This window comes from Ruegeria sp. CL6 (assembly GCF_056536465.1).
Map to the genome: position 1 here is coordinate 205549 of NZ_JBQFPR010000004.1, position 23137 is coordinate 228685.

A 23137-nucleotide genomic window follows, 5' to 3' on the forward strand; every position below is an offset into this window, starting at 1 on the left:
CCGTGTCAACCAATTCCTTACACGAATTGGTCACAACTGACTGAATTTGCTTCCGAACAGGTGCCAAATTCTTGTGATATCCCGCCAAGAAGACTGGAAGGCAACGAAAGCTCGCTTCAGTTTTTTGCAATTGAAGAATCTGCGAGTATTCCGAGGTTAACAGGCATCCTTGGATAGCACCGAAACCTTTCCTTCATTCATCCAGTTTATTGCAATAGCGTCGACCGGTTTTCCAGGAAATACAGCCTGAACGAGCCCGCAGTATGCTTCCAGCTGAGGATAGAAAGATGCAAACTTTTGCGTTGGGTATTCACATCGACCAGATTTGTGATCAAGGATCAAAAAACCGTCTGGACCTTCGGCCAATAGATCCACAACGGCATTGGATTGTGCGCCTGAGTTTTGCTCAAGTTGCATTGGCAGTTCGAAATGTAACTCACTGTATCCAAGAGTATTGAGCCACGCTTCAACTTCTAAAGCCTGATAGCGAACACGCCCTAACACCGTATCACTCAGACCGGTTGCAAGAGCGACTTGATCGGTTTTTTGGGGGTCCTGGAGCAGAACTCTGAATGCCAGGTGCAAGGCCGTGCCGCGTTCAGACGCGTTCTCGAACACACCGGTTTGTTCCGGTATGCCCGTAGCGAGCTGAATGGTCTTCACCGGCGGAATTCCGGAATGATTTGTCTCCTGCAACTGCGATGGCTGAATTCGCCAAGGCGTGCGCAATTGTGCCATTCGTTTTCGTTTCTCTCCAAACCGAATGTAGCCTGCGCTTGCAGGTGGCGCGTGTTCAATGTCTTCAGGCTCCGTGGCAACCGTAACCCTCGCAGAAAAGGTTTTCCCTGCCGCCTCCAAACCCGTCCCGTCCAAGCTTACCGACAAGCCGGTTCTTTCAACCAACAGCTGGCCGAGAGACCTGGGGTGGTCTGGAAGTGTTCGAGGCGGTTTGGGAAGCGCCAGGATGAGGCGGTCCCGAGCCCGCGTCATCGCGACATACAACAGGCAAGATGCGGCAGAATTGCTGGCGTCCAATCTGGAAGCCAGAAATCGCTCCTTGTGCTCTGGTGCGCTAAAAGGTGGAAACCAACCCAATCCAGATGCAGGCAAAACATCTGAAAGGTCATCATAGTCGGAAAACTCTGTTCGCAGCGTGTTTTCCTTTTCGCGAAAGTCGTAATCCAGCCCGGCGACAATAGTGATCGGCCACTCAAGTCCTTTCGCTCCATGCCATGTGACGACCTCCACTCCTGGCTTACTCCATCCTTCCGGGTTGGGGTGACGGTCAAAATCTCGCTCTGTCTGCGCGGCCAGCCATCCTAAAAACACCTGTGGCCCAGATCCATAAAACCCTGCCGCGTTTTTCAAAGACTCAGGCAATTGATCAAAACTCTCAGCTTCAGCCTCAAGGCGCGTCAGATCCGCAAGTGCCTGCTCCGGATCATCAAGAGTGCTGGCCCACTCTCGAAGACCAGCAATATCGATTGCGTTTGCCAGCTGAGCGGCGACTGGCAGAGACCGTATTTTTTCGCCGCGCAGGGCTAGATTTTCCAGTGTTTCTTCATTCAGTAAGCTGCCGTCGATTTTTGCCCTTAGCGCTTCCTCCAACGGTTTTCGGGAGGGACCATGTGTGACCAGGTCAAGGGCTGCAAAACCATCTGTGGGATCATCGAGCAATGCCAACGCGGCCCGCGCCATGCGCGTGGACATGGACATCTGCCATCCGTTGCTTTGAATACGTACTTCAATACCACGCGCCCGTAGAGCATCTGCATGCTTCAAAGCCTTGTTGTGAGTATAACATAGTATTGCAATGTCTGAGGCTCGAACCGGCCGAAGCTCACCATTATCTCGATCACATACCAACTCTTTGCCAGCGAGCAAATCCTCAACTCGCTCAGCAATACATCCCGCGCTGTGATCTCTCCGACCGCCCGGCAGCAACAAAGCTTCCAAAGCCGTTTGACCTGTGCTTGTTCGCTGCGGTGCCAGCGATTGATACCCGTTCGGGAAAAGGCTTGGTCCAATAGAATTAACAAATTCAACGATTTCTGGTGTGCTTCGCCAGTTGCGGTCCAATGGTTGAATATTGTTCGGATGTTGAGCTTCGAGCTCAGCGGCAAGCCTTGGGTCCGCTCCCTGAAAGCCCATGATGGCCTGTTTTGTATCTCCAACAATCAAAACGCGCGGCGCCGCACGGGCAAGACGCCACAGAACTGCAAACTGCGCTGGGTTCGTGTCTTGAAACTCGTCTATGACAACGCAATCCAGTTCCGCAACCACTGCCGCCAAAATGTCTTCCTGATGGCGCAGCATGGCTTCCGTGCCCGATATCATATCCGCATAGTCAACAAGACCGTCACGCGACTTGGCAAGCTGATAGGCAACCATGATTTCCTGTGCACCACCGACAAGTGCACGCAAATGTCCGCAGGCATCCTCAAGTGGTCCGGAATGGCGAGGCAGAGCATCCGCCGCATCAATGACTGCCTGGGCCAGTTCATCATAGGTTTCCGGTGTTTCCATTCCTCGCTTAGACTGTCTTAGGTCTCGCAAGCGTTGCCAGAGAGACCAATCCCAATCCAAGCGCTCCGGAAATCGCGCTGCTGACCTTATCGCGTTGTGATCATTGCGAAATGTCTTTTCCACGGAAGGTTTAGCCACTGCAATATGTGCAATCCCATTTGGAAACGCATCGTAAAGGGCCATGGTTGCACTTTTGAGGGCCTCCGTCAGATTTTCAGGATGGCAGTCCACCTCTCCATAGATGGCTCTCAATTCATCTAGTGCTCTATCAATTACCGTGGGGTCGGCACCACGTTCACCCAACCCACGCAATAGATCGATTGTTCGAAACACTTGCCCTCTGAATTGATCTTCTGCACTTTCTCCCCTTACAAAGCTTGGCCTGTATCCGTAGCGTGCCAGATTGCTTATCACGGGTTGCAAAGACACTGATCGAGCCAGTTCACGACGCAGGAGAAGATCACGCTCTGCTTCGGTTACAAGCCGGGCAGCTGGTGCATGTCCTGCGGCAAAAGCGTGCTCGGTTAAAAGGCGTTGTCCAAGCCCATGAATAGTTCCGACATATGAACGGTCGATTCCCAGCGCACTATTTATATCCCCTGATTCCAATAGGATGTTGCGCAAACGCTCTCGAAGCTCGCTTGCCGCTGCTTCAGTAAAAGTAACAGCAAGAATGCGATCCGCACGGATTTCACCCGTTCTGACGAGTTCAGCAAGCTCAGTTTCGATTTTGTAGGTCTTGCCTGATCCGGCTCCCGCCGGAACAATCGTAAGCCGTTCAGACATTGGGGAATTCCTCCGGCTCTGATTGTGTCAGCAGGAAAGAACCAACAAACATGTTGTCAAGCAACGCGTAAGGTTTACTTCCGCGCTCTTTCTCCATTCTTTCAAGATCGCCTTCATTATTAAGGCGCACAAGCCCGGTTCGAACCTCTTCTATTTTTGATGTGAGATAAGATAAGGAGTTCGCCGAAATATCTTGATTGACGGGTTCTGCGCCCAGAAGCGCAGGCGTACCCACACCACCGACCAAAACGGTGTGGTCAAGTGTCAAATGATATGCCGTCGCAGCATATGACCCCGGCGGCACAACCACCTCTTTTGCCTTTTCTGTGTCTGGATTGGCGAGCATCGCCGCGTAGAGTGCAACCTGCAAGTCCCAGCCTTTTCGCATTTGTTCCCTGCGTCTGGCAGAACCTGAGCGCTTGTGGTCGACAATGACGACTTGCCCCTGTTTGGTACGGAGAATGCAATCCGCAAGTCCAAAAAGACGAAGTCCAAAAGCGGTTCCGCTAAGGCCAATTTCATTTGCGACTATACTGACGTCGTTCGCCCTAAGAAAATCCGCCCAGGCATCGCAAGCTTTTTCGGCCTCGCGCAACAATCCGGCCCGCTCAATTGACCAGCCTGAACCGGCCAAAAAGGCCGCCTCTTTCAGGATTGCGTCCTGCATTGCAAATGGTAGCGCCTTCTTAATTTGCCCAGCCGTTGGTACAGCCTGCTCTTGCGGGAAGACCCGTTCCAATACGCCGTGGATCACACTTCCCAACACCAGCGGATCGACGCCTTCCGGACCCCAAATTCGTTCTCTGGCACCCAACTCGTCCATGAGCCATGCAAGGGGACTTACAATCAGCTTTTCTAAACGTGATGGTGATTGGGTTGCTGGTCGCCCTTTCTCATCGACGCGTAGCTTGAGCAAGTCAGTTTCCAGACGGATTTGTCCATCAGAAGGCACGTCTGGCCTTCCCTGGTTGGGTGCGGGTGAAAGAAGTCGATGGCGACATGGCCATTGTTCCTGACTGGTGCCGCGCAAATCCTTGATCAACGCCTCCGGTTTGTGTGCTCCAAGACATCGCCCAAGTAAGGAAAGCCCAGGAGAAGATTGCTGGCGTTGACCAAATGCATCCCTGGCGGGAACGAGAAAATCAATACTGTCCGAAGCCGCACATAGCTGCCGGCGAAACACTTCAAGGTTTCGATCTAGCCGTTGCTTTCGTGAAAAGATTTTAAGACCCGCGGTGTTTTTGACATGTGCGAGTTCGCTGTCCGTAAAGAATGGACTTGCTGACGGGGTTCGCGGCCATTGCCGGCCAGAAAATCCGAGAACAATCATTTTTCTGACAGTTCTCCAGGGAATGGTGGTTTCCTCAAAAACACTTATCCCTTCAACATAGCGGTCGATTACCTGTTCTCCCGACCTTCTTGTCGCAACAGCCTGGTTGACCGCGGCCCAATCCAACCCATCGCACTTCGCCAACGCAGAACGAATTTTCTGGCACCTACCTTGGAATTCGTCTCGGATTTCAGCAGTCGCTAAGGATTTTGCAATCACCCCAAGCTTGGCCAGCAGCTGATCCGAGCTAGTTGCAGGGCGCAATGAGGAAAGGACTTCAGAGGCGGCACCGGATTGCTGGTTCGCAGCCTTCGAGCGACCAATGTCCATCAATTCGCGCACCATCTGGTGACCCAAAGCTGCATCCCAGGGCATCAGAGGAGAGCGGTAGAGAGTCGCGAGCGCCAGCCTGGGAGCCGGCCCTTGCAGAATTGCAAGAAGAGCGGATAAGAGTTCGCCGCAAAGGTCCCGCTCTTCGTGCCTAGCTGCAATGCCAGACAAAGCAAGGCCCATTTCAGAGAAAACATGGCCTAGGTGGTTGTGGTAAAGTTCGTTGTTCGGAACGAGTAGACCAATTTGTTCCGGTCTTTCAACCTGACCCTGATCCAGATAGCTCTGAGACAATGCCGCTGCAAATTCCATTTCCTCAAAGGGGTTGCTCAAGCCAAAGAAGCTTAGTGAATTGTCCATTTCAGAAGGAGATGCAAATCTCAGCAAGTTTTGCTGAATGTATCCAAGCGCCCCAGTTCCGGGCGGAGGCGCATCAAGATTCAGACGGGTCTGAATAGCATTTTCATGGTCAGCCAATCCATGATGTGACTTCAGTAATTCTGCCAGCCCGATTTCATCTGGGGTTCGGAATGGATCCGGCGCGTCACTTAGGAGCGGCAGGCTCTCGATGCAATCGTCCGCTTTCGACATCAGTGCATTCCTGACGGCCCAGAGGTCCTCAGGAAGACCATCATCAAGCGCTTCCCAGACCTGTTTTATAGCTTCAAGATGCGTCCTGGCCCGACCTTTGACATTGTCTAGATGCAGGTTCTCTACAGACAAACCAGGCGTCGCCTTCGCAATCTCGACCAAGGTATTTACAGCAAGTCTGATGACATCCTGCGGTGCAACATCAAAGCTAGCAGCCCAAGGCAGCCCAGGTTTTCCAAAGGCGCCTTCAAAATCCAGTTCAGGTGGAAGCGGGCAAAGATAGCTTTCTTGCAACAGGGACGGCGTGACCGGGCGAATAGCTCCGGTCAGTGGGTGGCATGTATGCAGAGGGCCTATTTGCAAGTTATTAATCCCAATACCTGTTTGCGAAGCGTAAACCAAAAAGACAATGTCTTCCTCCAGCCACCGTGTCTTTTGAACAGGAACACCAAATAATCGGTTCGTGACAGACGATAGCTTTCATCCCCCAACGCCTTGTGACTTCTAATGTTGGACAAGTTTTTTTCGAAACCTCCCCGTCCATTTGTGGGTGGTCGAGTTCAGGCTGCGTGGTTGAAGCGTCAAGTGAAACAATGCTCATTTCTGGCCTGGCCTCAGGCTTATTTGTAGCGCGCTAAGATCAAGGTCATCGAATGTTCTGTCAGCTCTTTCCAAAAAAGACAGGAGATCATCTTGCCGCGGTTGCCCAAACGCGAGTCGGTAAAGCGCAACGGATCGCTTAAGCCAACTCAGCAAATTTGTCTCGCGGCTAAACGGTAAAGAGAGAACATAACGTTCGATACTGGTTCTGCCATCGAGCAACCAAAATGGTTCAAGGTCTCCCGGTCGGCTGGCATGTTTATGGGCAACAGAAAACATGAAACGCCATGGGTCAGAGATCTCCCGCTCCTTCAGCGCATAAGCGTAGCGCTCTACGAGATTCAACCTGACGGCGTGGTTCTTGAAGCGGTGAATGCGGCCTTCCCGTTGCTCGAGATCCACCGGGTTGGCAGGCAGGTTCCAGTGTACCAGCCGATGACAGTACGGATGAAAATCAAGGCCTTCCTGACCAACTGATGTGGATGCCAAAACGAAGGGTCTGAACGGCGAGTTGAATGCACTTCTGACAGTGTCAGTGCGTTGCACAACCCCTTCTTCCTGGCCCTTTTGCAGCAATCGGGTTGCAAAGCGACCGCGCATTGTGAGCGCACGCTGAACATCAATTCGATTGGTATGCGCCGTGTAGCTTTTTATGTCGATTTGTGCTGGTTTTAGCGAAATTGCATCTTCAACAGCTTCAGCAAGGATCGCGACAGCCGCACCGGGTTCGGTATCTGCCAATCCTTCCGCTTCAAGAAGCGTATGAACATATTCATCCATTACCGATTGCAAGTCGTACTCGACGCAATAATGAAGCACGGATTGCCAATACACTTCATCCGTTTCTCCACGAAGCAATGCCTGACTTTCGGGTTGATTGAAGAGGCTACGAAAAGCCATACCAATCCGCGTGGCAGCGCTGAGAATATCAGGGTCATCAAGTGGCAAGTCGGGTGCAACGCGGCTGAGGGATCTAAGCGCGCATGTTGCCGGACTTCCAAGTGCAAGATCACACAAGTGATCCAATAGCCTCTCCTGGTCCGGGTTGCCGTGCAAGTCAAAAGAACCCGCGGCATCACGCAAGGCGGACAGGTGGTCAAGCCATGCGACCTGACCGTCCTCGCGGATCAGATCTCCAAAGTGCCCGTCATTGGAAATCCAATCGGCAAAACCTTCCTGCTCAAAATCCAGCGCGGCCGCGCAGGCCCAATCCCATGTTTCAGCACGGTCTGAATATATATCCTGGCCAAGTTCAAACCCGGAACCAGGGCTGGCTTGTTCATGCAATCCAGACCGGTGAGGAGGTCGAAGCCATCCTGTGATACGTCGGGCAAAAGGCAAAAGCGCGGGTCGAACAGCCTCCCTCATCTCTTTGGAACTCTCAAGCTTTCGCCCGGAACAAAATATCTTCAGGGGATCTACCGCCCGCGCCAAAGTCGGGGACGCCACCACCAAGGGCAACACACGCAACCCCGTCAGCCTATCTTTGCTTCGCCTGAAACTAAGAAGTTGCGGGTGTCGTGCAGAATAGCCGCGACCAAGCTTGGCCATGCCCATAGCTCGCTCGCTTTCGTAGGAGAGCAGTGCCGCAATGGCATCAGGAACCATGGCCCATTGAGAAAAAATCAAGACCTTGCTGGCGAGAATACGAGACCCGAAATATGGCAAGCTTGGGGGCATCCACAAGCGTCGAGCCATGTCATCGCGGAACGCAATACTTTTTAATGCACGTATCCGACTGTTGTTTTCAGGTATTGGCTGGTACGTTTCAACAGCTTTGGGATCAATTTGCGCCGAGGAGGCATCGCGAATGGCCGACAACAACTGGGGCGATGGAGTGTCTTTTTGCTCTTCTAGCTTTTGTCCCAGTTTGTATTCTCGCAGGAAGCTCAGCAAGTAAGGCGCGGATTTCCAGTATTCGACGGTGTTCGGTGCTTCCGCGGCATCGGCAACGCGGGCAACAGCGCGTGCCTCTATCAGATCTTGAGCCTCTACGGTAACTGGTACTTTGACGTCGCGCATCATGGCATCGCGGTCTTCGGTCTCCGAAACTCGCTCGGTTCTGGAAATAACCCGCCGCAGGGTAGCTTCAATCCCTGTCTTGACTTCAAGCGCCTTGTCGAAACTTGCAGGTAAACTTTGCATTGCAGATCGGAAACGTCGCATTTCCTTCTCCAGTTCCACGCGGATCTGCTCGCCATGCTCTGCTCCAAAGAGGAAGCCCAAAACATCGAGAAACTCTGCATAGTGATCTCCAGAATCCGCCTCATCATCACGCAATGACAACATTTTGTAGGGCGTGGCCGAGAGCAGCAGGACTTTTGCCTGGTTCCCATCGGGATCAACAGCGTCAAAGAGTCTTTGCGCCAGTTCAGCAGCTTCGCTGTCACCATGCAACAATTCGGTGAAACGTTGAAATTCATCCAAAACGATTAAATCGGGTTCCAAAGCCTCCGCACTCTCGCGGGCGAGGATCGTGCGAAATTCGCCAACAAGCGCTTCCCGACGTCGATTTAGATCCGTGTCTTTATGGCGAAGTCCCTTGTAGGCCTGTGCGCAATCTTCAAGATCACTCAACAATGCAGGGCGCTTTTGAACCGCAGCTAAGAAGCGGTCTTCGATTTGCGGCTCAATTCGTTGTGCATCAATCCACTTTCGTGTGGAGCGCCATCCATGTGGGCCCGCATAACCTTGCAACATTTTTGCGACCGCGCGACGGTCTTCAAGCAGAGGCCAGATCAGGCGCAGAATGAGCGCCCGCTCTTGCTTCGTTCCGCCACCCTGCTTGAGATCCAGCGAAGTACCGGGTGTTAAGCTGAAGAAGTTAACACCCTCACTATTAATTCCACCAGCGCGCGCAAGCTCCAACGCCAACATTGTCAGCCGCGTCGGTAAAACACGCGTGCGTTCGCCACCCATAACGTTCAGGCGAGACACGTTTTGTTTTGCGATTGCCCCGTTCGAACAGATGTAGACAACGTCGATGCGAGGGACCGTGTGCTGCAATGCTTCAATTGTTCTGGCGATAACTCCTCTTGCAACCATGGTTTTTCCCAGTCCGACTTCGTCGGCGACCAGAAAATGGCGTACAGAATCCGGGTCAGTCAGGAGCCGGGCTGACACATACTCAACAGTTGCTCGCTGAAAGTGCTTGAGCGGGCGTAACGCATTCTCTGAATTAAAGATTTCACCCACTTTGCGACACCTCTTCTGAAATCACTTCTCGGAACGTTTCCCAAAGCGAAATAAACTCAGGAGGAATGACCGCGTCCTCCTCGGACGCGGTATCGCCAAGACGGGTCACCAAGCGCTCGATATCGTGCAATTGCCTGCCGTCTCCAGACAATGCGCGTACCATGTTTTCCAGGATCATTGCTTCCCGACTGCTTCCAAAACCAGCTGAGAACCCAGCACCGGATCCATCGGCGAACAGAGCTTTTGCCGCTTCTGAAACATCGCCCAGAAGCAATCGTATATACCTCAGAAATGCTTCACGGTTTTCGATAATAGAGCGCAGGATTTCAGCGGTACGGGTTTCAGGCAATCCAACCAACTCGGTGCCGAGCGTGAAAACCTGTTCAAATCCGGTGTCCTTGTCTCGAATGCATACGCCAATCCAGCGGGTGACATCCTTCAAAGCAAGATGACCGAGCAAGCGAGGTTTCCTATCCAAGACTGTCAGATCGACGCCATTGTTGCTTCCGGTTACGAGAGGCCAGATGCGTAATCCGATATCGCCTGGAAAAAACATCTGGTTCTTTGCAGCAAGATGCAAAGCAACGCGGTTTTCAGCCGCTTCGCCGCATTGAAGGACCAATTCTGATTTAACGAGTTCACGCCGGAATTGGTCTAACTTGAGATCTGCGGCTTCTTCGTCGGCAGTATCCGGAGGTGTAAACGGCGCGAAATCCCGAAGAAAGCGACCCAATCGTTCGGGCTGGAATTGATCTTTGATCGATCCAAGGTGGCGCGTGTATCCGGAAAGGGTCGCGAACACTTCAACATTGTTGCCGGTTAGAAGAGCCGCGTTCGTGGCATTCCCGGATCCAATAGTAAGTTCAGTGCTGGAGTAGCGTTCGGTCATGAATACCTTGGCGTGCAGACCACGTGCAGGCACATTGCTGCGCTGAAACTCTTCGGTCTCTTCACCATCTTCCGTTTCAGCGAGCTCGTCCAAAACCATAATTTTACCGAAACGTTCCAGGGTTTGCGGTTTAAGCAACGCCATTTCTTCGCCGCGCCCCAACAGATAGGCTTTTGCCGGTTCGACAAATTTAGACAATTCCATTAAGGCCTCATCGGTCGTGAAAGGTGAGATAACGCCTAAAGAATTTCCAACACGCGGACGCCAGATCTCATCTGACAGCCCATTGATCGCGAAGGATATTTTTCGAATATGTTCCGGGTTTTCCCAGCGCGCGACTTTGAGGTCCGAGCGCAGTTGGTGAACAATTTCAACCGCCCTTTCCGGAGTCGAACGACCCACGGCCATTTCTGGTAGTGCGCTCAGCAGCTCCATCAATGCAGAGTTGACTTCTGACACCTCCTTTCCCGGAGCACCGTCAAGGCAAAGAGACATGTCCCAGGATGCATCTGTCGTCAGGTTTCTCGATAAGAGTGCAAGTCGTAGACGTGGTTGCCCACGGCCATCAATTGGTGTGAAGCGCAAAATCCAGATCTTTGGGTGAAAGGCGCCCCCCCGGGGAGCAACAACCTCTGTTACAGTATCTTCGAGCAACGCCGTCAGCCGGTTTGCGCCTTTGGGGATCGCTTTAATCCGACCGGCTTCACAGAAAATGGCGATCCGGGTCGAAAGGCGTTCCAACCCTTCAAGCAACGCAAGAGGCGTGTCCAACGTTTGCTGGCGATTTTCTGCGGCATGAAGCGCCAGCGTGGCGGGAATGACCAAAGCGGTTTCAAAATCAAGCGTATAGGTTGTGGCTAAGGCAATGTCGATCTCGTACCCGCTCGGGGCTCGCAGAATCTCCCCGTATAGCGCACGATTCTCCGGATCCAAGGCGGTTCTATCGTGCATCGGCAATGTCTTTCAGATGGTTAGAGACTACAGGATTCCAACGGTAGTTCAGAGGCGAAGTGCCAGATGCGCCACTCCAACGAGAGAGTGCTCCATCGTTGCGGAACCGCGATTTCACGCCCTTCAGTCTGGTCTCCCGGCTCCGGATCAATGATCGCGCAACCTGATCCTGAACAACCTCGCCGCCAGTACGGACAACAATCGCACGCCATTCTTCGACAAAGCGACGGGTTGGGTGCTTTACATCGTGGGATGAATTGCGGGAAAGCGTCCAGAGATCATCAAGATCCCAACCGGATAAAAGACCTGCCGGCGTTTCTGTAGCCCAGAGCTCAAGGCGTACCTGATAATCCTCGACTTTATTGTGCCAATCTGATTCTGCGGTTCCATGCATCTCAGCCGCCCGTTCAGACAGCATTAGGTTGTAGAGAAGAGATGCGCCATGCATGAGCTGCGAGAACCGCTTTGCATGATCCACCAAGGTGCGGATTGGAGCTGGCCAATTTTCACGTTGGGGATGTTGCCATATCATTTGACAGTCGGATGCGCCTTCTTGGCGTGCTAGCCAGGTAAAGAGGCTACCGGGCGCTTCATCAGTCAAACGATCCCTCAAAAACCCGGCCTCCTCCAAAGTTAACGCGAACGTCGTTGAACTGTCTTCTGTCGCAAGAAAACTTTCTGGGGCTGAGGGCAATCCTGCGGCCCATAGTCCGCTTTCCTCTCCTGGCGCGGCTTCAAGGCAAGCAGACCGGCTTCCTTGAAAGCGGCGGATACCTAGAGATAGAAGGCCCGCCCAGTAAACATCACTGGGCAAACGCTTAAGCTTCTCACGGGCTTCGCTTCCAATAACGTTGCGTGTTTCACCCCCGCGCACCAACGCTTCAATCAGCCGTATTTCAAGTGCTCGAGCCAAATCTCGACGAGCTGTAGCTGACCCAGTGTGTTGCCCTGCGATTTGATAGATCCAGGGAACGAACAACATGTAGCGTATTCTGGTTTGGATCGTGCTTGTGCCGGGGAACATCAAATCAGACAATGCATCACGGACAGAACCAAGGCCGAGTTCGTCGCGACTTTCTTCGCTGTCAAACAAGTCCATGATCCGCCGCGCACGGTCTCGATCCGCCTGATCAAAATCTATCCAGGCCAGAAATGACATCTTAGAAAATCCTTTTTAATCTGTTTCCTTTACCGGGCGGTGGGGGCTTTGCGGAATTGATTAGAAAGCAGCCCTTCGGTCATATAGACGATGCCTCCAATTGGATCGTGGAGCAGTTCGGACGGACTGTTCCAATGATCTGAACCCTGTCCGGCTATTGTGCCGCCCTTCATTTCTTAGTCTCATTATCCGCGGCCAGACCAAGCTTGACGAGCTCGCGAATTACCTTTGTTCGGGCTCGGATCTTGTTTTGGAAACCCCAGGTATCAATGGCATCAATCTCAGACTGTGGCAGGTAAATGTGCAAACGCACTCTGTCTTCACCTTCGGTGTCATTTGTCATGTTCGCCTCCGTTACATCAGGGTGGTGGAAAATTTTCTTTGTGTCAAATGGGTCATTGACACAAACGCAAAATTTTGACACAAAAGGCCCACTTAGCACAAATCTGGAGGCGCTCATGTTTGAGTTCATCAAAGTAGCGTATCACCAACTGCACATCGCGGCGGTTATCATCCATGTCGTGCTCGTTTTCGGCGAGCTGCTCCACGTCATTCCCCACGCGTAAAGGAGCCAGACAATGATCCAGTGCCTTCAGATAACAGGGCCGGTGCAGCTACAGGTCTTTACCGTTCGATCAACGCCTTGATGACCTGACGCGCGGCAACCGTCGCAATTTTGGCTGCACCGGCTCCTCAATTTCCCTAATCTCCAAAAACTTCAGCAGGAAGAACTTCGTATTGTCGGCTTGCCTACACATCCAACAACCAATTTCATATTCCTTTGACTCAAGGGTCACGGTGCCAGATAGGTGAGGCAAGCGATCAGATTTTCGGTTTCTGAGAACCGCTAGTCTCGCTTTGTGGGTTATCCTAATGCCCGATCTTCGTTCATGAATTTCAACACAGATAGCAGCTTGGGAAGGCAGCGTGACCGCGACAGTCACTGTAGCGAGATACCTTTTATGACCAAAGTCGAGAATGCCCAACCACTGTGAGTTCGATGAATCCTTGTGAACTCTGTTTTGAAAGAGTTCTGCAATTCCCACTTTTGACATGCCCCATGCTCATCTTGTTCGAAGGGCAAATGTCATTCGATTTGCAAAACACAACGCACGGATGGTTTCGCAGCGTATTTGTAAATTGCGTATCTCCGGCAAACTCTTTGAGTACGCAAAATACAAGTTGTGTCGCTAGCACACTAAGCTGGAGAAAACCTGCATGAAGAAAACTAAATACCGTCAATCGGAGCCAATTGGCCTGCGCATCGATCCAGACTTGAAGCAGCTATTGGTCCAAGAGGCAAATGCACAAGGGGTATCGCCTACATCCTGCGCACGTCAGATTCTTGCCCAAAGCCTGAACTACAACGCTTGCCTTCCGGCTCAAGCGTCGCCCAAACGTCATCCCAGGAAGCCTGTTTCTGCCGACCTGCGTAGAGCGGTCGCGTTTCTTGCGTGCATTCAAGATGTCCGCAGTGAGTTACGCGCCATCTCATGGTCACTTCGACAACACCAGGCACCCTGGTCGCAAAAGCTAGCCGCGATTTTAGCTCTCAAACAAATCAACATGACCTTGTCCCGGCTGCAACACAGCCTGATCGGAACGAAGGAATGATCATCAAGTCGAGTCGCGTTCGAACGGAGCAAACAGCTGCAATAGCAAGGTATCTGACCGCGCGGGGCACAAATGAACGGATCATGTGGCAATCGGGTTCGCCCGAAGATATTCAGATAATGGGGGAAATCTCAAAGCTCGCCGGCAAGACCTTTTCCGTCCGACATGTTGTCATCTCACCTGGCGAAAAGACAAGCAATCCAGACCTGGTAAAAATTCTTAAAGAGATATGCCTCGAGTATAATGTGCCATCGGCCGCTGCAAATCGCCTATGTGTTGTCAAACATCAAAAGGCTCGAGCCGGTTACGACGTAAAAGTGCATTGGCATGTCGCGCTTCCGGAAACAGATCCTATTTCGTTGCGAACCATGGAAAGCTCCTTCAGCCACATTCGGGACGAAAAGCTGTCCAGAATTGCTGAACTCATACTGGGTCATTCCGTGACACCAGGTCGATTCAACAAGGAGGTATACCAAACCCTGTCCCGGGAGCGAAACGACCTTGATCTCAAACCGTTTCGGCAGGCCCTGCAACGCGAATGCAAGAGGACCGGGTTGGAGTATTCCAACTGGCTTTACGTTCGCCGGATACGAAAAAAGCATGCACCTCAGAGTGAACCGGATGTGTTCTCTACACCGTCACCGCGGAACACCCTGTGGGACATGTCCCAGGAGCTTTGAAACCTTTCAAAACTGTAGCCAAATCTTGTTCTACAAGCTCACGCTCAGACATCAGCCTTCTAGCCAAAAACTCAACCGTGTTGCGTTGAGAAACCAGGATGGTCCGGGCCTGCCGCTGCGCGGCTTCCAAATGCGCAACGATCCTCTTTGCGACATTGGCATCTTGCAACAAGACGCTCAGGTTTTCCTCAGTAACCGGCCTCCAGATCAGCGGCTCCAGCCCAAACCCGAATTGCGTTTCCAAACGAGCGGCCAAGAGGGTCGCTTTGCTCAAGTCGCTTTCCCTTCCACCGCCTCCGCCAGCTGACACTGAGGAGAGCATGAGATCTTCGGCTTCGCGCCCGGCCAACAAGGTGGCCAATTGAGCCTCCATCTGTGGCAGTGTCGGATTGGGATCGTTTTCACGAAATGTCACAGCGCCGCCGTGATTTCCAACTTCTGCACGTAGAGGCACGCCCAGACCTAGCTTGAAACCCACAACGCTGTGCCCCGCCTCATGGTAGGCAATCCTCGCGATGTCCTTTGGAGCGCTTTGGGGAGAAACAATAGTCGTCGCCTCCAAAAGATCGTCGTCGCTCAGATCCCGACCGTTTCGGCGTGCAAGGCTTCCGGCATGCCGTACAAGCGCCGCCGCATCCGCACCGCTGCAACCAACAAGATGTGTGGCCACGTCATGCACCGCGGTTTGCGAGACAATGGACCCAGCATGGTCGGACAGAATTGCCGCGAGAGCGGCTTTGCCGGGCAACTTCAATGCAACCTTGAGATCAAATCTTCCGGAGCGCACAAGTGCGCGATCAAGTTTTTCGGGATGGTTGCAAGCACCAATAACCAAGACGCCTTGATTTTTTGTTGCCCCGTCCATCGCCTCCAGGAGGCCATTCAAAGCGGCGCGCGTGTAGTTCGCATTCTCTCCAGTTGCGGTCGCGCGGTCTTCAAAAGAGTCAATCTCATCAATGAAAAGCACGGAAGGTGCGCGCCTGCTCGCATCGCTGAAAGACCGGCGCATCGCGGCTAGGAAGTCTCCAAGGTGGCCATGCCGCTGCCAATCAGAATAACTGGTCACGATGAAATGCGCACCAATCTGTTCCGCAAGCTTACCGGCGAGAAACGTTTTTCCCGTACCTGGAGGGCCGTACAACAAAACACCTCTTGGAATATTTTCCCAGCCAAGCTCGCCGCGGCCCCATGCCTGCATGTCAGCAGCTAGTTGCTCCAATAGAGCTCTGCTTGCTCCCAGCCCCTTCACCTCGTCTAACGCCTGGTGGTTCGAAGCGGTTACATTCCCTGCTGCGAAACTTGAAATCTTCGCCACCATTTCTTGGAAGTCAGTATGTCTCACCGAAACTGCCAATTGATCCGGGGTCAGGAGTTGCAAAGCGTCGTCGACAGGCAGTTTGTGGTCGGCGACTCTGATTGTGCGATCAGGTTCTTTCCGATGGATTACTTGGTGGAGTGTCAAGACGACTTGTCTGGAGACTTTTGCTAGCCGCACAACTTGTGAGACAGATGACCTGAAAGGCGCGGGAATGGACTCTACATCCCGAACAACACAAACAAAAGGTTGTGCATTTGAAATACCCTCCTTGAAGGTGTTCTGGAATTCTTTGTGTCGACTAATCGGATTTCGCGAAACGCCGCTGAATCTGTCGGTCAGCACCGAGACTGCTGGGAGGTATCTATAAGCCCGACGCATTGCAGGAAGCAGTCCACTTTCAAGTGCATCTGCTACATGCTCGATCCAATCCGGATCAGGTGTTTCAATCACTGTTACACTGAACGGATCAAAAAGGCAGCCCACCAGCGCTGTGGGTTCAGCTTTTTGAGAAACAAAAAACAGGATCAAAGCCGCAGCTGAGTGAATATTCAGTGAGGACCCTTGCGTAAGCCATTTTACACCCGGCTCGTTTTCTTCAACTTCTTCTGTCCATTGAGAAGTCAGAACGTCGCGCGTGTCGAGTTCTCGCAAGGCTTCGCCAAGCCATGAATCTAGTTCAAGAGTATTGGTGGAAGAGTCTTTGACAACACACGTCACTGTGCATTCCTTTTTCGCATACATTCTGAAACAGCCGACAACGCACGCAATACGAGCGCTAAAAATCAGCTGAGAGATATCAGCTGTGCCAACGCGTATGCGCGTGGATCAGAAGACAATGCGAAACAGGACAAAAATATCTCCAAAAAGGGATCTCAAATTACTGTCATTTGTTATTATTATCAAGCGCAAAGCCAGAAAATTTCTCGATCTATTTAGGCTTCAGGGTCAAGACGACTCATGCCTAAGCTGCCCGTTCGCCAGAAGCACGGCTCTCATCTGTAAACGAAGAGAAAAGCAAGCGTGGCATAGAAGGACCCTGCAACGCTCAATTTCCAGAAAAAGGGGCGCTAGGTCTGTTTCATATCGGCACTATCTAGCAATTCAGTCTCAAGAACTTTTCGATAGACGTTTTTTGAGTTCTAGGAGCTCAGGGGCGGCTTCGCCCAGGGTAGGCTTAGACGCTTCAAATTCACACTCGATTTCTTCGAGACGTGATTTAACGACCCGATTTACCATGTCGCGGAACTTGGCGTCATTCTGCGACCGCTTCAAGTTACCTCCTACTGTGCCGTTTTTTGATTGAGGAGTGTTTGACCGTACAGCTGACGCAGCAAACCAAGCGAGACGCGGTGTCCACTTTTCTCCAATGGCAGTGGTAATCAAGAGTTTGTTCAAAAGGCGACTGATCTCTGCTGCCGATCCAATTCCGTTTTTTCTGGCCGCTTCGATCACAGTTTTGATTTGTTTTACCTGTTCCATTCTCCCGTATTTCAGGAAGTCCAAATGAGGTTTGTCCGCAGTTGCAATTCGAGGAGGGTGTTTTTTGTAGATATCATGCATGTTGATTTTTGGACCGGAAGAGCGCTTCTGCGCTCCTCGCTGCATTGACCTAACTTTCGCTTTACTCAAAGTGCCTCCATTTCTTCGTCGGAATCCGTTTGGGTGGTCTTAATGGATGGATCAATCGGTTCGAGGTGAACACGCGCATCTCGGAGACCTTGTGCGACTTTCTGCCAAGCGTAAATTCGTTTCTGAATTCGTTCACCCCGGCTCGGCATTGTCAGGAAGTCTTGTTGCTTTTAGGAAGCCAGCGCGTGCAACCGAAGTAATTCATTAAATTCAGCTTGTTCTACTTTTACTGCTTCTGTCCGTTTCACAATCATGTCTACTTCCTACGTTAGTACCACTGCTCTGAAAATGGCGAAAAAGTAAGGGGACGACTTGCGAAAGTCGGTCAATTGTTTGTTTTGAAGTGTCAACTGGAAAGATACAAATGACCGGCTGAGATCGTCTTGCCGTTCACGCAACTCGAGATTCCGCCGGGCGAAAAACGAACTTTGGAACAACCACTGACCACTCATCTCTGACAGGAGCCCGATGGTCTTGATTATTTGAAGGGTCTTTTGTTCTGGACACCATCCAACCGACTTCTGCTCTTTCACAAATATACCCCTTGGGCGGCGAGAATGCGCGCGCCATAGAACCAACGACGTCTCCATTTTGATTTCTCAGCTGCCAACTAGCCCAGCCATTGCCTTCCTTGAGGGTTAGACGAAGGCCGTCGCCCGTTTGAGCTCGAGATAGAGCACGGTAACCAGCAGAATTGTCAGGTATCCTCCCACCGAACCCAATATTCACCTCGCGCATTGATGCAGTCCGGTAGAGCCGTTGAGTGGCTACGCGATTATAGGAAGGAACCTTTCCAGGTCGTCGTAAGAAAGCCTGTGCCTTTTCCTCCGGAATGAAAGCTTGGCGATCTGCGCCTTCCAAAAGACACAAGGAGTTACGAGCTCGCGTCATCGCAACATAAAAGAGCCGCCTCTGTTCATCGGGGTCCTCGTTTGCTTTTGACTGCCAGGCGTCATCCAGTACCACCACATGGTCAAACTCCAACCCCTTGGCGGAATGCGCGGTTACAAGAGTTAGACCCTTCCCGGCAATACCGTATTCACGGCCCCATTCCCCAATCCATGACAACGCATCTTTGGCTGAAATATCACCAACGCCGAGATCGTCCCTCATTTGTTCAATAAGGTTGCCCAAGGTTTTCCACACAGAGCTTGTTCCCTGCGATGCGATCCATTCTTGCATTTCTGGGACAGCCACCATTGGTGTTTCTCGTGCTGTCAGCCAGTTTGCCAATCTTTGATATTCCATAAGTTGCCAAAGAGTCGGGCGGTCTCTGACTTCGCGGCGATCCACAACAGGAATACCCAGACTCTCACAATAGCTTCGCACTGGGTCTAGTGCACTCCAGGTGCGGGATATGACGGCCGCGTTGCTCCAGGACCAAGTGCCTGTAATTGTGGACAGCCGATTAAGTTCTGACACAGCTGCAACAGCCTGGTCCGTCTGATTGGTCAGACCAGTTAAAACCTGGACACGGCCCCGTCCGACAGGGTCTCGGTCGGACAGTAGTCCTCCCTCCGGGTGGTTTTGTCGTGATGCGTCAATTCTAATCGGATGATCCGTCTTCATTCTGTCTCTTGCGGGACCGATCACTGCGTTGGAAGCTTCAATAATGTTCCTGGTCGATCTGTAGTTTTGCGTCAGATAACTTGGTCGAGCACGAAAATCCTCTGAAAACTTTCTGATAAACTCCACTGACGCACCATTGAACCCGTAGATCGCTTGGTCGTCGTCACCTACCGCAAACAGTGTTCTGCGATTGTCCGGGTCGCTTCTGGCAAGACCCGCTATCGCCGAAATTAAGGCATACTCATCTGGTCCGATATCCTGGTACTCATCGACCAGTATCCATCGGTAACCCTCCAGCAAGCTTTCTTTTGCTTGGGCATCGCTTTGCATGATCCTAACCGCCTCGCGCAGAATTGCGCGAAAATCCTCACCTTTTGGCCTTTCTCCAACGAGACTTCGTCCTGTCAACCAAAGCGCGAGACCATGACAGGTTCGGACGGTGACCCGCCGCGCCCTGTCTCCCACCAGGTTTCTCAGCCGTGATCGAATTTCCTGAGCTGCATGCTGGTTATATGCAAGGGCGATGATTCCGGCCGGGTCTTCCCGTCGCACAGAGAGCAGGTACGCAATACGATGGACCAACACGCGGGTTTTTCCGGATCCGGGCCCTGCGAGCACAAGTGCGTTTGCCTCTTGTCGGTCGTCAGCCACAATGCGCATCTGGTCTGGTGCGCGAAGATCATCAACAATCTTCGCATAGAGCTCCGGCTGAACAGGTCGTTCCGTTTCGGGTTGCTTCATATCTGGGAGCCAGCGCGCAACAAATGGGGCCGTTTCCATATCAAAATAGTCCCGCACCAAGCTTTGCGCCTGATCGCGGTCCTGAATAGCCAACTCCCCATAGCGGGACATGATATGAACCTGCCTCGTAAGTTCGGTATAGTGGTCCTCCAGCGGCTTGAAATCAGCTTCTGTGAATGTACGCGGCTCGGGCGTTAGTTTAATGGTAATAGCGGGAGCGAAGAGAAAGAGACCAGAACCAACAAACAGAACATCCATTGCATGCATCCACAGCAACGTACGGTCCACGACGCGCGTTCCCAACTCCGCAATCAAGAAACGCATTTCCATGTCGTTTTGAATAAGATCGTAGAGTTCAGTCAAAGGGACTGGGACAGGCAGCGATCCGCCTTTGGCACCCTTTTCTAACTTACTCTCTAGGTTCGCCGCGATCATGCTTGCCACTGAATGGCGTCTATCCGCGACGCTGCGAAGCTCATCGAAAGTTCCGTTTAAGACGAGATGAACTCTTTCACGATCAATTGGTCGCATACCAATCGGAGGCATCTCTTCTAGATCTCGTCGACCATCGGTTGCTAGTGTCCGCAGAAGTCGCAACAATTGATCCGGTCGGTGCCCGATCTGACCTCGGTCTCGTAGATCCTGGGCTAAACGTCTCAAGTTGATCACAACGCCTTCCGGTGGTGCCGTTGCAAGATCGGCCTGCAATGCCTCAAGCATCTCTCGCTCCAAAGATGCCACGCGAGCCAGCTTTTCACGAGACGGATTCTGCACCCCATGTGCAATGTAGACCACCAGGTTCGTGTCTCTCGCAATTAAGCCAATGCGATCAAGATCACGCAGGATTTCGCGCACTTGCCAGCCTGATCGCGAAACGATGTCTGCAATGTCATCTATCGTAAAGCTTTCTGTCGGAGCAGCTTCAAGCAGAACCGTCAAAATCGAAAGCGCCGCTTTGCCTCTCGCCGCTGCTATACCGTTTGCTCTCAACTCGCTCTCGGCTTCTGCAACGGTTCGGACCCGCAGGCAGGATGGCTCAACTGTCACGCGATTGGCACCTCGCGTGAGCAAACCAGCCTCCTCAAGCCACGCAATGGCAGTTATGGCTCGTGTTCGTCCCGCTCCGTTATGCCCCGCAGGTATGCCGGCTCGTCGCAATAGATCATCTACCTGAACGACGAGTTCGTCTTCTTTTGCGAAACGCTGCGCCATATCTCGAAGTGTTTTAAGGACTCGCCCGACCTCTCGCCGCGATAGTCTGTTTTGAGCCTGACGCTGAAAATGAGCTTCGACTTGAGCGGGATCATAAAGAAGGTTGCATTTTGCGTATTCCCCGTCACGACCTGCTCTCCCCGCTTCCTGGAGATAGTTTTCCAAAGATCCTGGGACATCCGCGTGAACAACCAAACGAATATTCGGCTTGTCAACTCCCATGCCAAAGGCATTTGTAGCGGCAATTGAGGTCAATTTTTCGTCCAGATAGTCTTCCAGCACATGTTGCCTGACCTCGCGGCCTAACCCCGCATGATAGGCTGCCGCGTCGACCGGAATCGCCTTTAAAACTTCAGTTACTCGTTCAGTTTCTGATCGGGTCGCGCAATAGACCAAGCTCGCCCCATTCCCTACTTGCTCTTGTACTGTTTCGCCCACAACCCCAAGCTTGGACAACTTGGTAATTGGCGCAGCACTGAACTCCAAATTGGTTCTCGAAGCACCACCATTTATCAGGCAAACATCTCTTTCGGTGACCGACTTAATCTGATCACGTATATCTTGGACAACGCTTTTTTTGGCTGTGGCCGTCACGCACAAAACTTGTGGCGGAGGATCGTCCCCACCGATCTCCGCGAGACATCGAACGGCGTACCTATAATCGGGCCTGAAATCATGACCCCATTTACTGATGCAGTGTGCTTCATCGAAAACCCATAACCCGATTTTTCGACTGTCTATCGCTTGCCGAATGGTCACGTTACGGAGCTGCTCGGGCGCGATCAGCAACATGCTCGCATCACCGTAGGTGACCTGGTCCAGCGCTTCTTGTCGATGCAGCGGAGAAAGAGAGCCATTTATCACGACACAGGTGTCAACACCGTGATTTCTTAACAACCCATCGCGCTGATCGGCCATCAAAGCAACAAGAGGCGAAATAACAACTGTTAGTTGGTCTAATGCGTCATGTCGCTCAAGAGCAGGTAACTGGTAGCAGATCGATTTTCCCGTTCCAGTTGGGAGAATACCAAGGACATCTCTTCGCTCCAATACGGCGTCGATAATCGCCTTTTGCATTGGCAAGCCGTCTTTTGTTTTCGGAGATGCTCGAAAGTCTTCGTAGCCAAACCAGCGTCTCAGCGAACCCTTGCTGTTTCTCCGTGTTGCGCACCATTTGCAGTTTGCGCTTTCGCAGGCACTACCTCTCAGCCTTTCCAAGTCTGATTGAACACTTGGAAACCGGCGCCTTACCCAAGGCGAAAAGCCAGCCCCAGGCCGCGTCGATGTTATGCGGTTCAGCAGGTATGGGACTGACGGATCTCCCTCACGAACCAATTCAAGCAATGCATCAATTTGAGCTTCGCAAATTCGACCAGCAGTCAGTCGCCTTACGGCCCCATCGCGCTGTTCTCTGGATGGGGGGCTTCGATCCAGCAACTCAGAAAACACTTTGCCCTTCGCGAAAGCGGCATGATCGAGCGTTGCCCCGTGAAGCGCAGTTGCAAGATCTGGAGAGGATGCCAAACGGTCTCTCAGCGCTGATTTAGCGTCGCGATAAAGTCGCAAAGCAGCTTTTGCATCCAAGACTGGGTCGTTTGGCTCCGCCGCTCCAAGCGCGCCGTCGCGATTTATTTTTTTGAGCCTTAGTGACCTTGGTTCAGGCCATGCGAGCGCTGCAAGCCACAGAGTATCAACGTGTAGAATTTGGTCGAAATGATGACTCGGCTGAATGGCCAACAGGTGCGCCAGATCAAAAGATCCAAGATTGTGGCCAACTACGAATTCCGCACCCTGAATATACTTGATTAAGCTATTGGCACCCTTGCTTGCGTCTGAGCCTCGCCAATGGAATGTCTCTTCGCTGTCTGAGCGAATAGAGCCAATAGCAATTATTCTCGAGGTTTCCGGACAAACCTCGAGATCAATCGCAGCTATCTGCTGCACGCAATCAGCGTCGCCTATTGGTAAGTTTCTGTCCATCTGCCTTTCATAAGGTCAATTTAATTCAATGAAGTGC

Annotated in this window: 11 protein-coding genes; 2 read left to right on the top strand and 9 right to left on the bottom strand. The window is 52.1% G+C overall.

Annotated features, from left to right (window positions below; translation table 11 throughout):
* Positions 1–156: 156 nt before the first annotated feature.
* From ACR0LH_RS13270 to ACR0LH_RS13295, 6 genes are all read right to left on the bottom strand, one after another.
* Positions 157–3312, bottom strand: coding sequence for a UvrD-helicase domain-containing protein (locus ACR0LH_RS13270; protein WP_480721337.1), 3156 nt, complete (start codon positions 3310–3312; stop codon positions 157–159).
* Positions 3305–5926 (bottom strand): PD-(D/E)XK nuclease family protein, encoded by a 2622-nt coding sequence (locus tag ACR0LH_RS13275; protein ID WP_480721338.1) that lies wholly within the window; start codon positions 5924–5926, stop codon positions 3305–3307. The genes ACR0LH_RS13270 and ACR0LH_RS13275 overlap by 8 nt, the downstream gene beginning before the upstream one ends.
* Before the next feature lie 234 nt (positions 5927–6160).
* On the bottom strand, positions 6161–9358 hold the full coding sequence (locus ACR0LH_RS13280; protein WP_480721339.1) for a helicase-related protein: 3198 nt from the start codon (positions 9356–9358) through the stop codon (positions 6161–6163).
* Positions 9351–11198 carry a phospholipase D family protein gene (locus ACR0LH_RS13285; protein ID WP_480721340.1) on the bottom strand — a complete coding sequence of 616 codons (1848 nt, stop codon included), beginning with the start codon at positions 11196–11198 and terminating at the stop codon, positions 9351–9353. Before ACR0LH_RS13285 ends, ACR0LH_RS13280 begins: the two co-directional genes overlap by 8 nt.
* On the bottom strand, positions 11188–12357 hold the full coding sequence (locus tag ACR0LH_RS13290; protein WP_170746475.1) for a DUF6361 family protein: 1170 nt from the start codon (positions 12355–12357) through the stop codon (positions 11188–11190). Before ACR0LH_RS13290 ends, ACR0LH_RS13285 begins: the two co-directional genes overlap by 11 nt.
* Positions 12358–12526: 169 nt before the next feature.
* Positions 12527–12700 carry a hypothetical protein gene (locus tag ACR0LH_RS13295; protein WP_480721341.1) on the bottom strand — a complete coding sequence of 58 codons (174 nt, stop codon included), beginning with the start codon at positions 12698–12700 and terminating at the stop codon, positions 12527–12529.
* A gap of 875 nt (positions 12701–13575) precedes the next feature.
* Here ACR0LH_RS13295 and ACR0LH_RS13300 point away from each other — a divergent pair.
* Together ACR0LH_RS13300 and ACR0LH_RS13305 are read left to right on the top strand one after the other, a co-directional pair.
* Positions 13576–13971 (top strand): hypothetical protein, encoded by a 396-nt coding sequence (locus tag ACR0LH_RS13300; RefSeq protein ID WP_480721342.1) that lies wholly within the window; start codon positions 13576–13578, stop codon positions 13969–13971.
* Positions 13968–14651: a hypothetical protein gene (locus ACR0LH_RS13305; protein WP_480721343.1), complete on the top strand. Its 684-nt coding sequence runs from the start codon at positions 13968–13970 to the stop codon at positions 14649–14651. The genes ACR0LH_RS13300 and ACR0LH_RS13305 overlap by 4 nt, the downstream gene beginning before the upstream one ends.
* Here the strand turns inward: ACR0LH_RS13305 and ACR0LH_RS13310 are convergent.
* The 3 genes from ACR0LH_RS13310 to ACR0LH_RS13320 all read right to left on the bottom strand — a co-directional run bounded on the left by ACR0LH_RS13310 (position 14602) and on the right by ACR0LH_RS13320 (position 23100).
* Positions 14602–16710 (bottom strand): AAA family ATPase, encoded by a 2109-nt coding sequence (locus ACR0LH_RS13310; protein ID WP_480721344.1) that lies wholly within the window; start codon positions 16708–16710, stop codon positions 14602–14604. The genes ACR0LH_RS13305 and ACR0LH_RS13310 overlap by 50 nt on opposite strands.
* A gap of 366 nt (positions 16711–17076) precedes the next feature.
* Positions 17077–17598 (bottom strand): hypothetical protein, encoded by a 522-nt coding sequence (locus tag ACR0LH_RS13315; protein ID WP_480721345.1) that lies wholly within the window; start codon positions 17596–17598, stop codon positions 17077–17079.
* Between the two features lie 390 nt (positions 17599–17988).
* Positions 17989–23100, bottom strand: coding sequence for a RecQ family ATP-dependent DNA helicase (locus ACR0LH_RS13320; RefSeq protein ID WP_480721347.1), 5112 nt, complete (start codon positions 23098–23100; stop codon positions 17989–17991).
* Between the last annotated feature and the right edge of the window lie 37 nt (positions 23101–23137).

Coding starts and splice junctions, on each gene's coding strand:
- ACR0LH_RS13305 (WP_480721343.1), top strand. CDS start 13,968: ATGATCATCAAGTCGAGTCGCGTTCGAACGGAGCAAACAGCTGCAATA.
- ACR0LH_RS13285 (WP_480721340.1), bottom strand. CDS start 11,198: ATGCACGATAGAACCGCCTTGGATCCGGAGAATCGTGCGCTATACGGG.
- ACR0LH_RS13310 (WP_480721344.1), bottom strand. CDS start 16,710: ATGTATGCGAAAAAGGAATGCACAGTGACGTGTGTTGTCAAAGACTCT.
- ACR0LH_RS13295 (WP_480721341.1), bottom strand. CDS start 12,700: ATGACAAATGACACCGAAGGTGAAGACAGAGTGCGTTTGCACATTTAC.
- ACR0LH_RS13300 (WP_480721342.1), top strand. CDS start 13,576: ATGAAGAAAACTAAATACCGTCAATCGGAGCCAATTGGCCTGCGCATC.
- ACR0LH_RS13320 (WP_480721347.1), bottom strand. CDS start 23,100: ATGGACAGAAACTTACCAATAGGCGACGCTGATTGCGTGCAGCAGATA.
- ACR0LH_RS13290 (WP_170746475.1), bottom strand. CDS start 12,357: ATGTCATTTCTGGCCTGGATAGATTTTGATCAGGCGGATCGAGACCGT.
- ACR0LH_RS13270 (WP_480721337.1), bottom strand. CDS start 3,312: ATGTCTGAACGGCTTACGATTGTTCCGGCGGGAGCCGGATCAGGCAAG.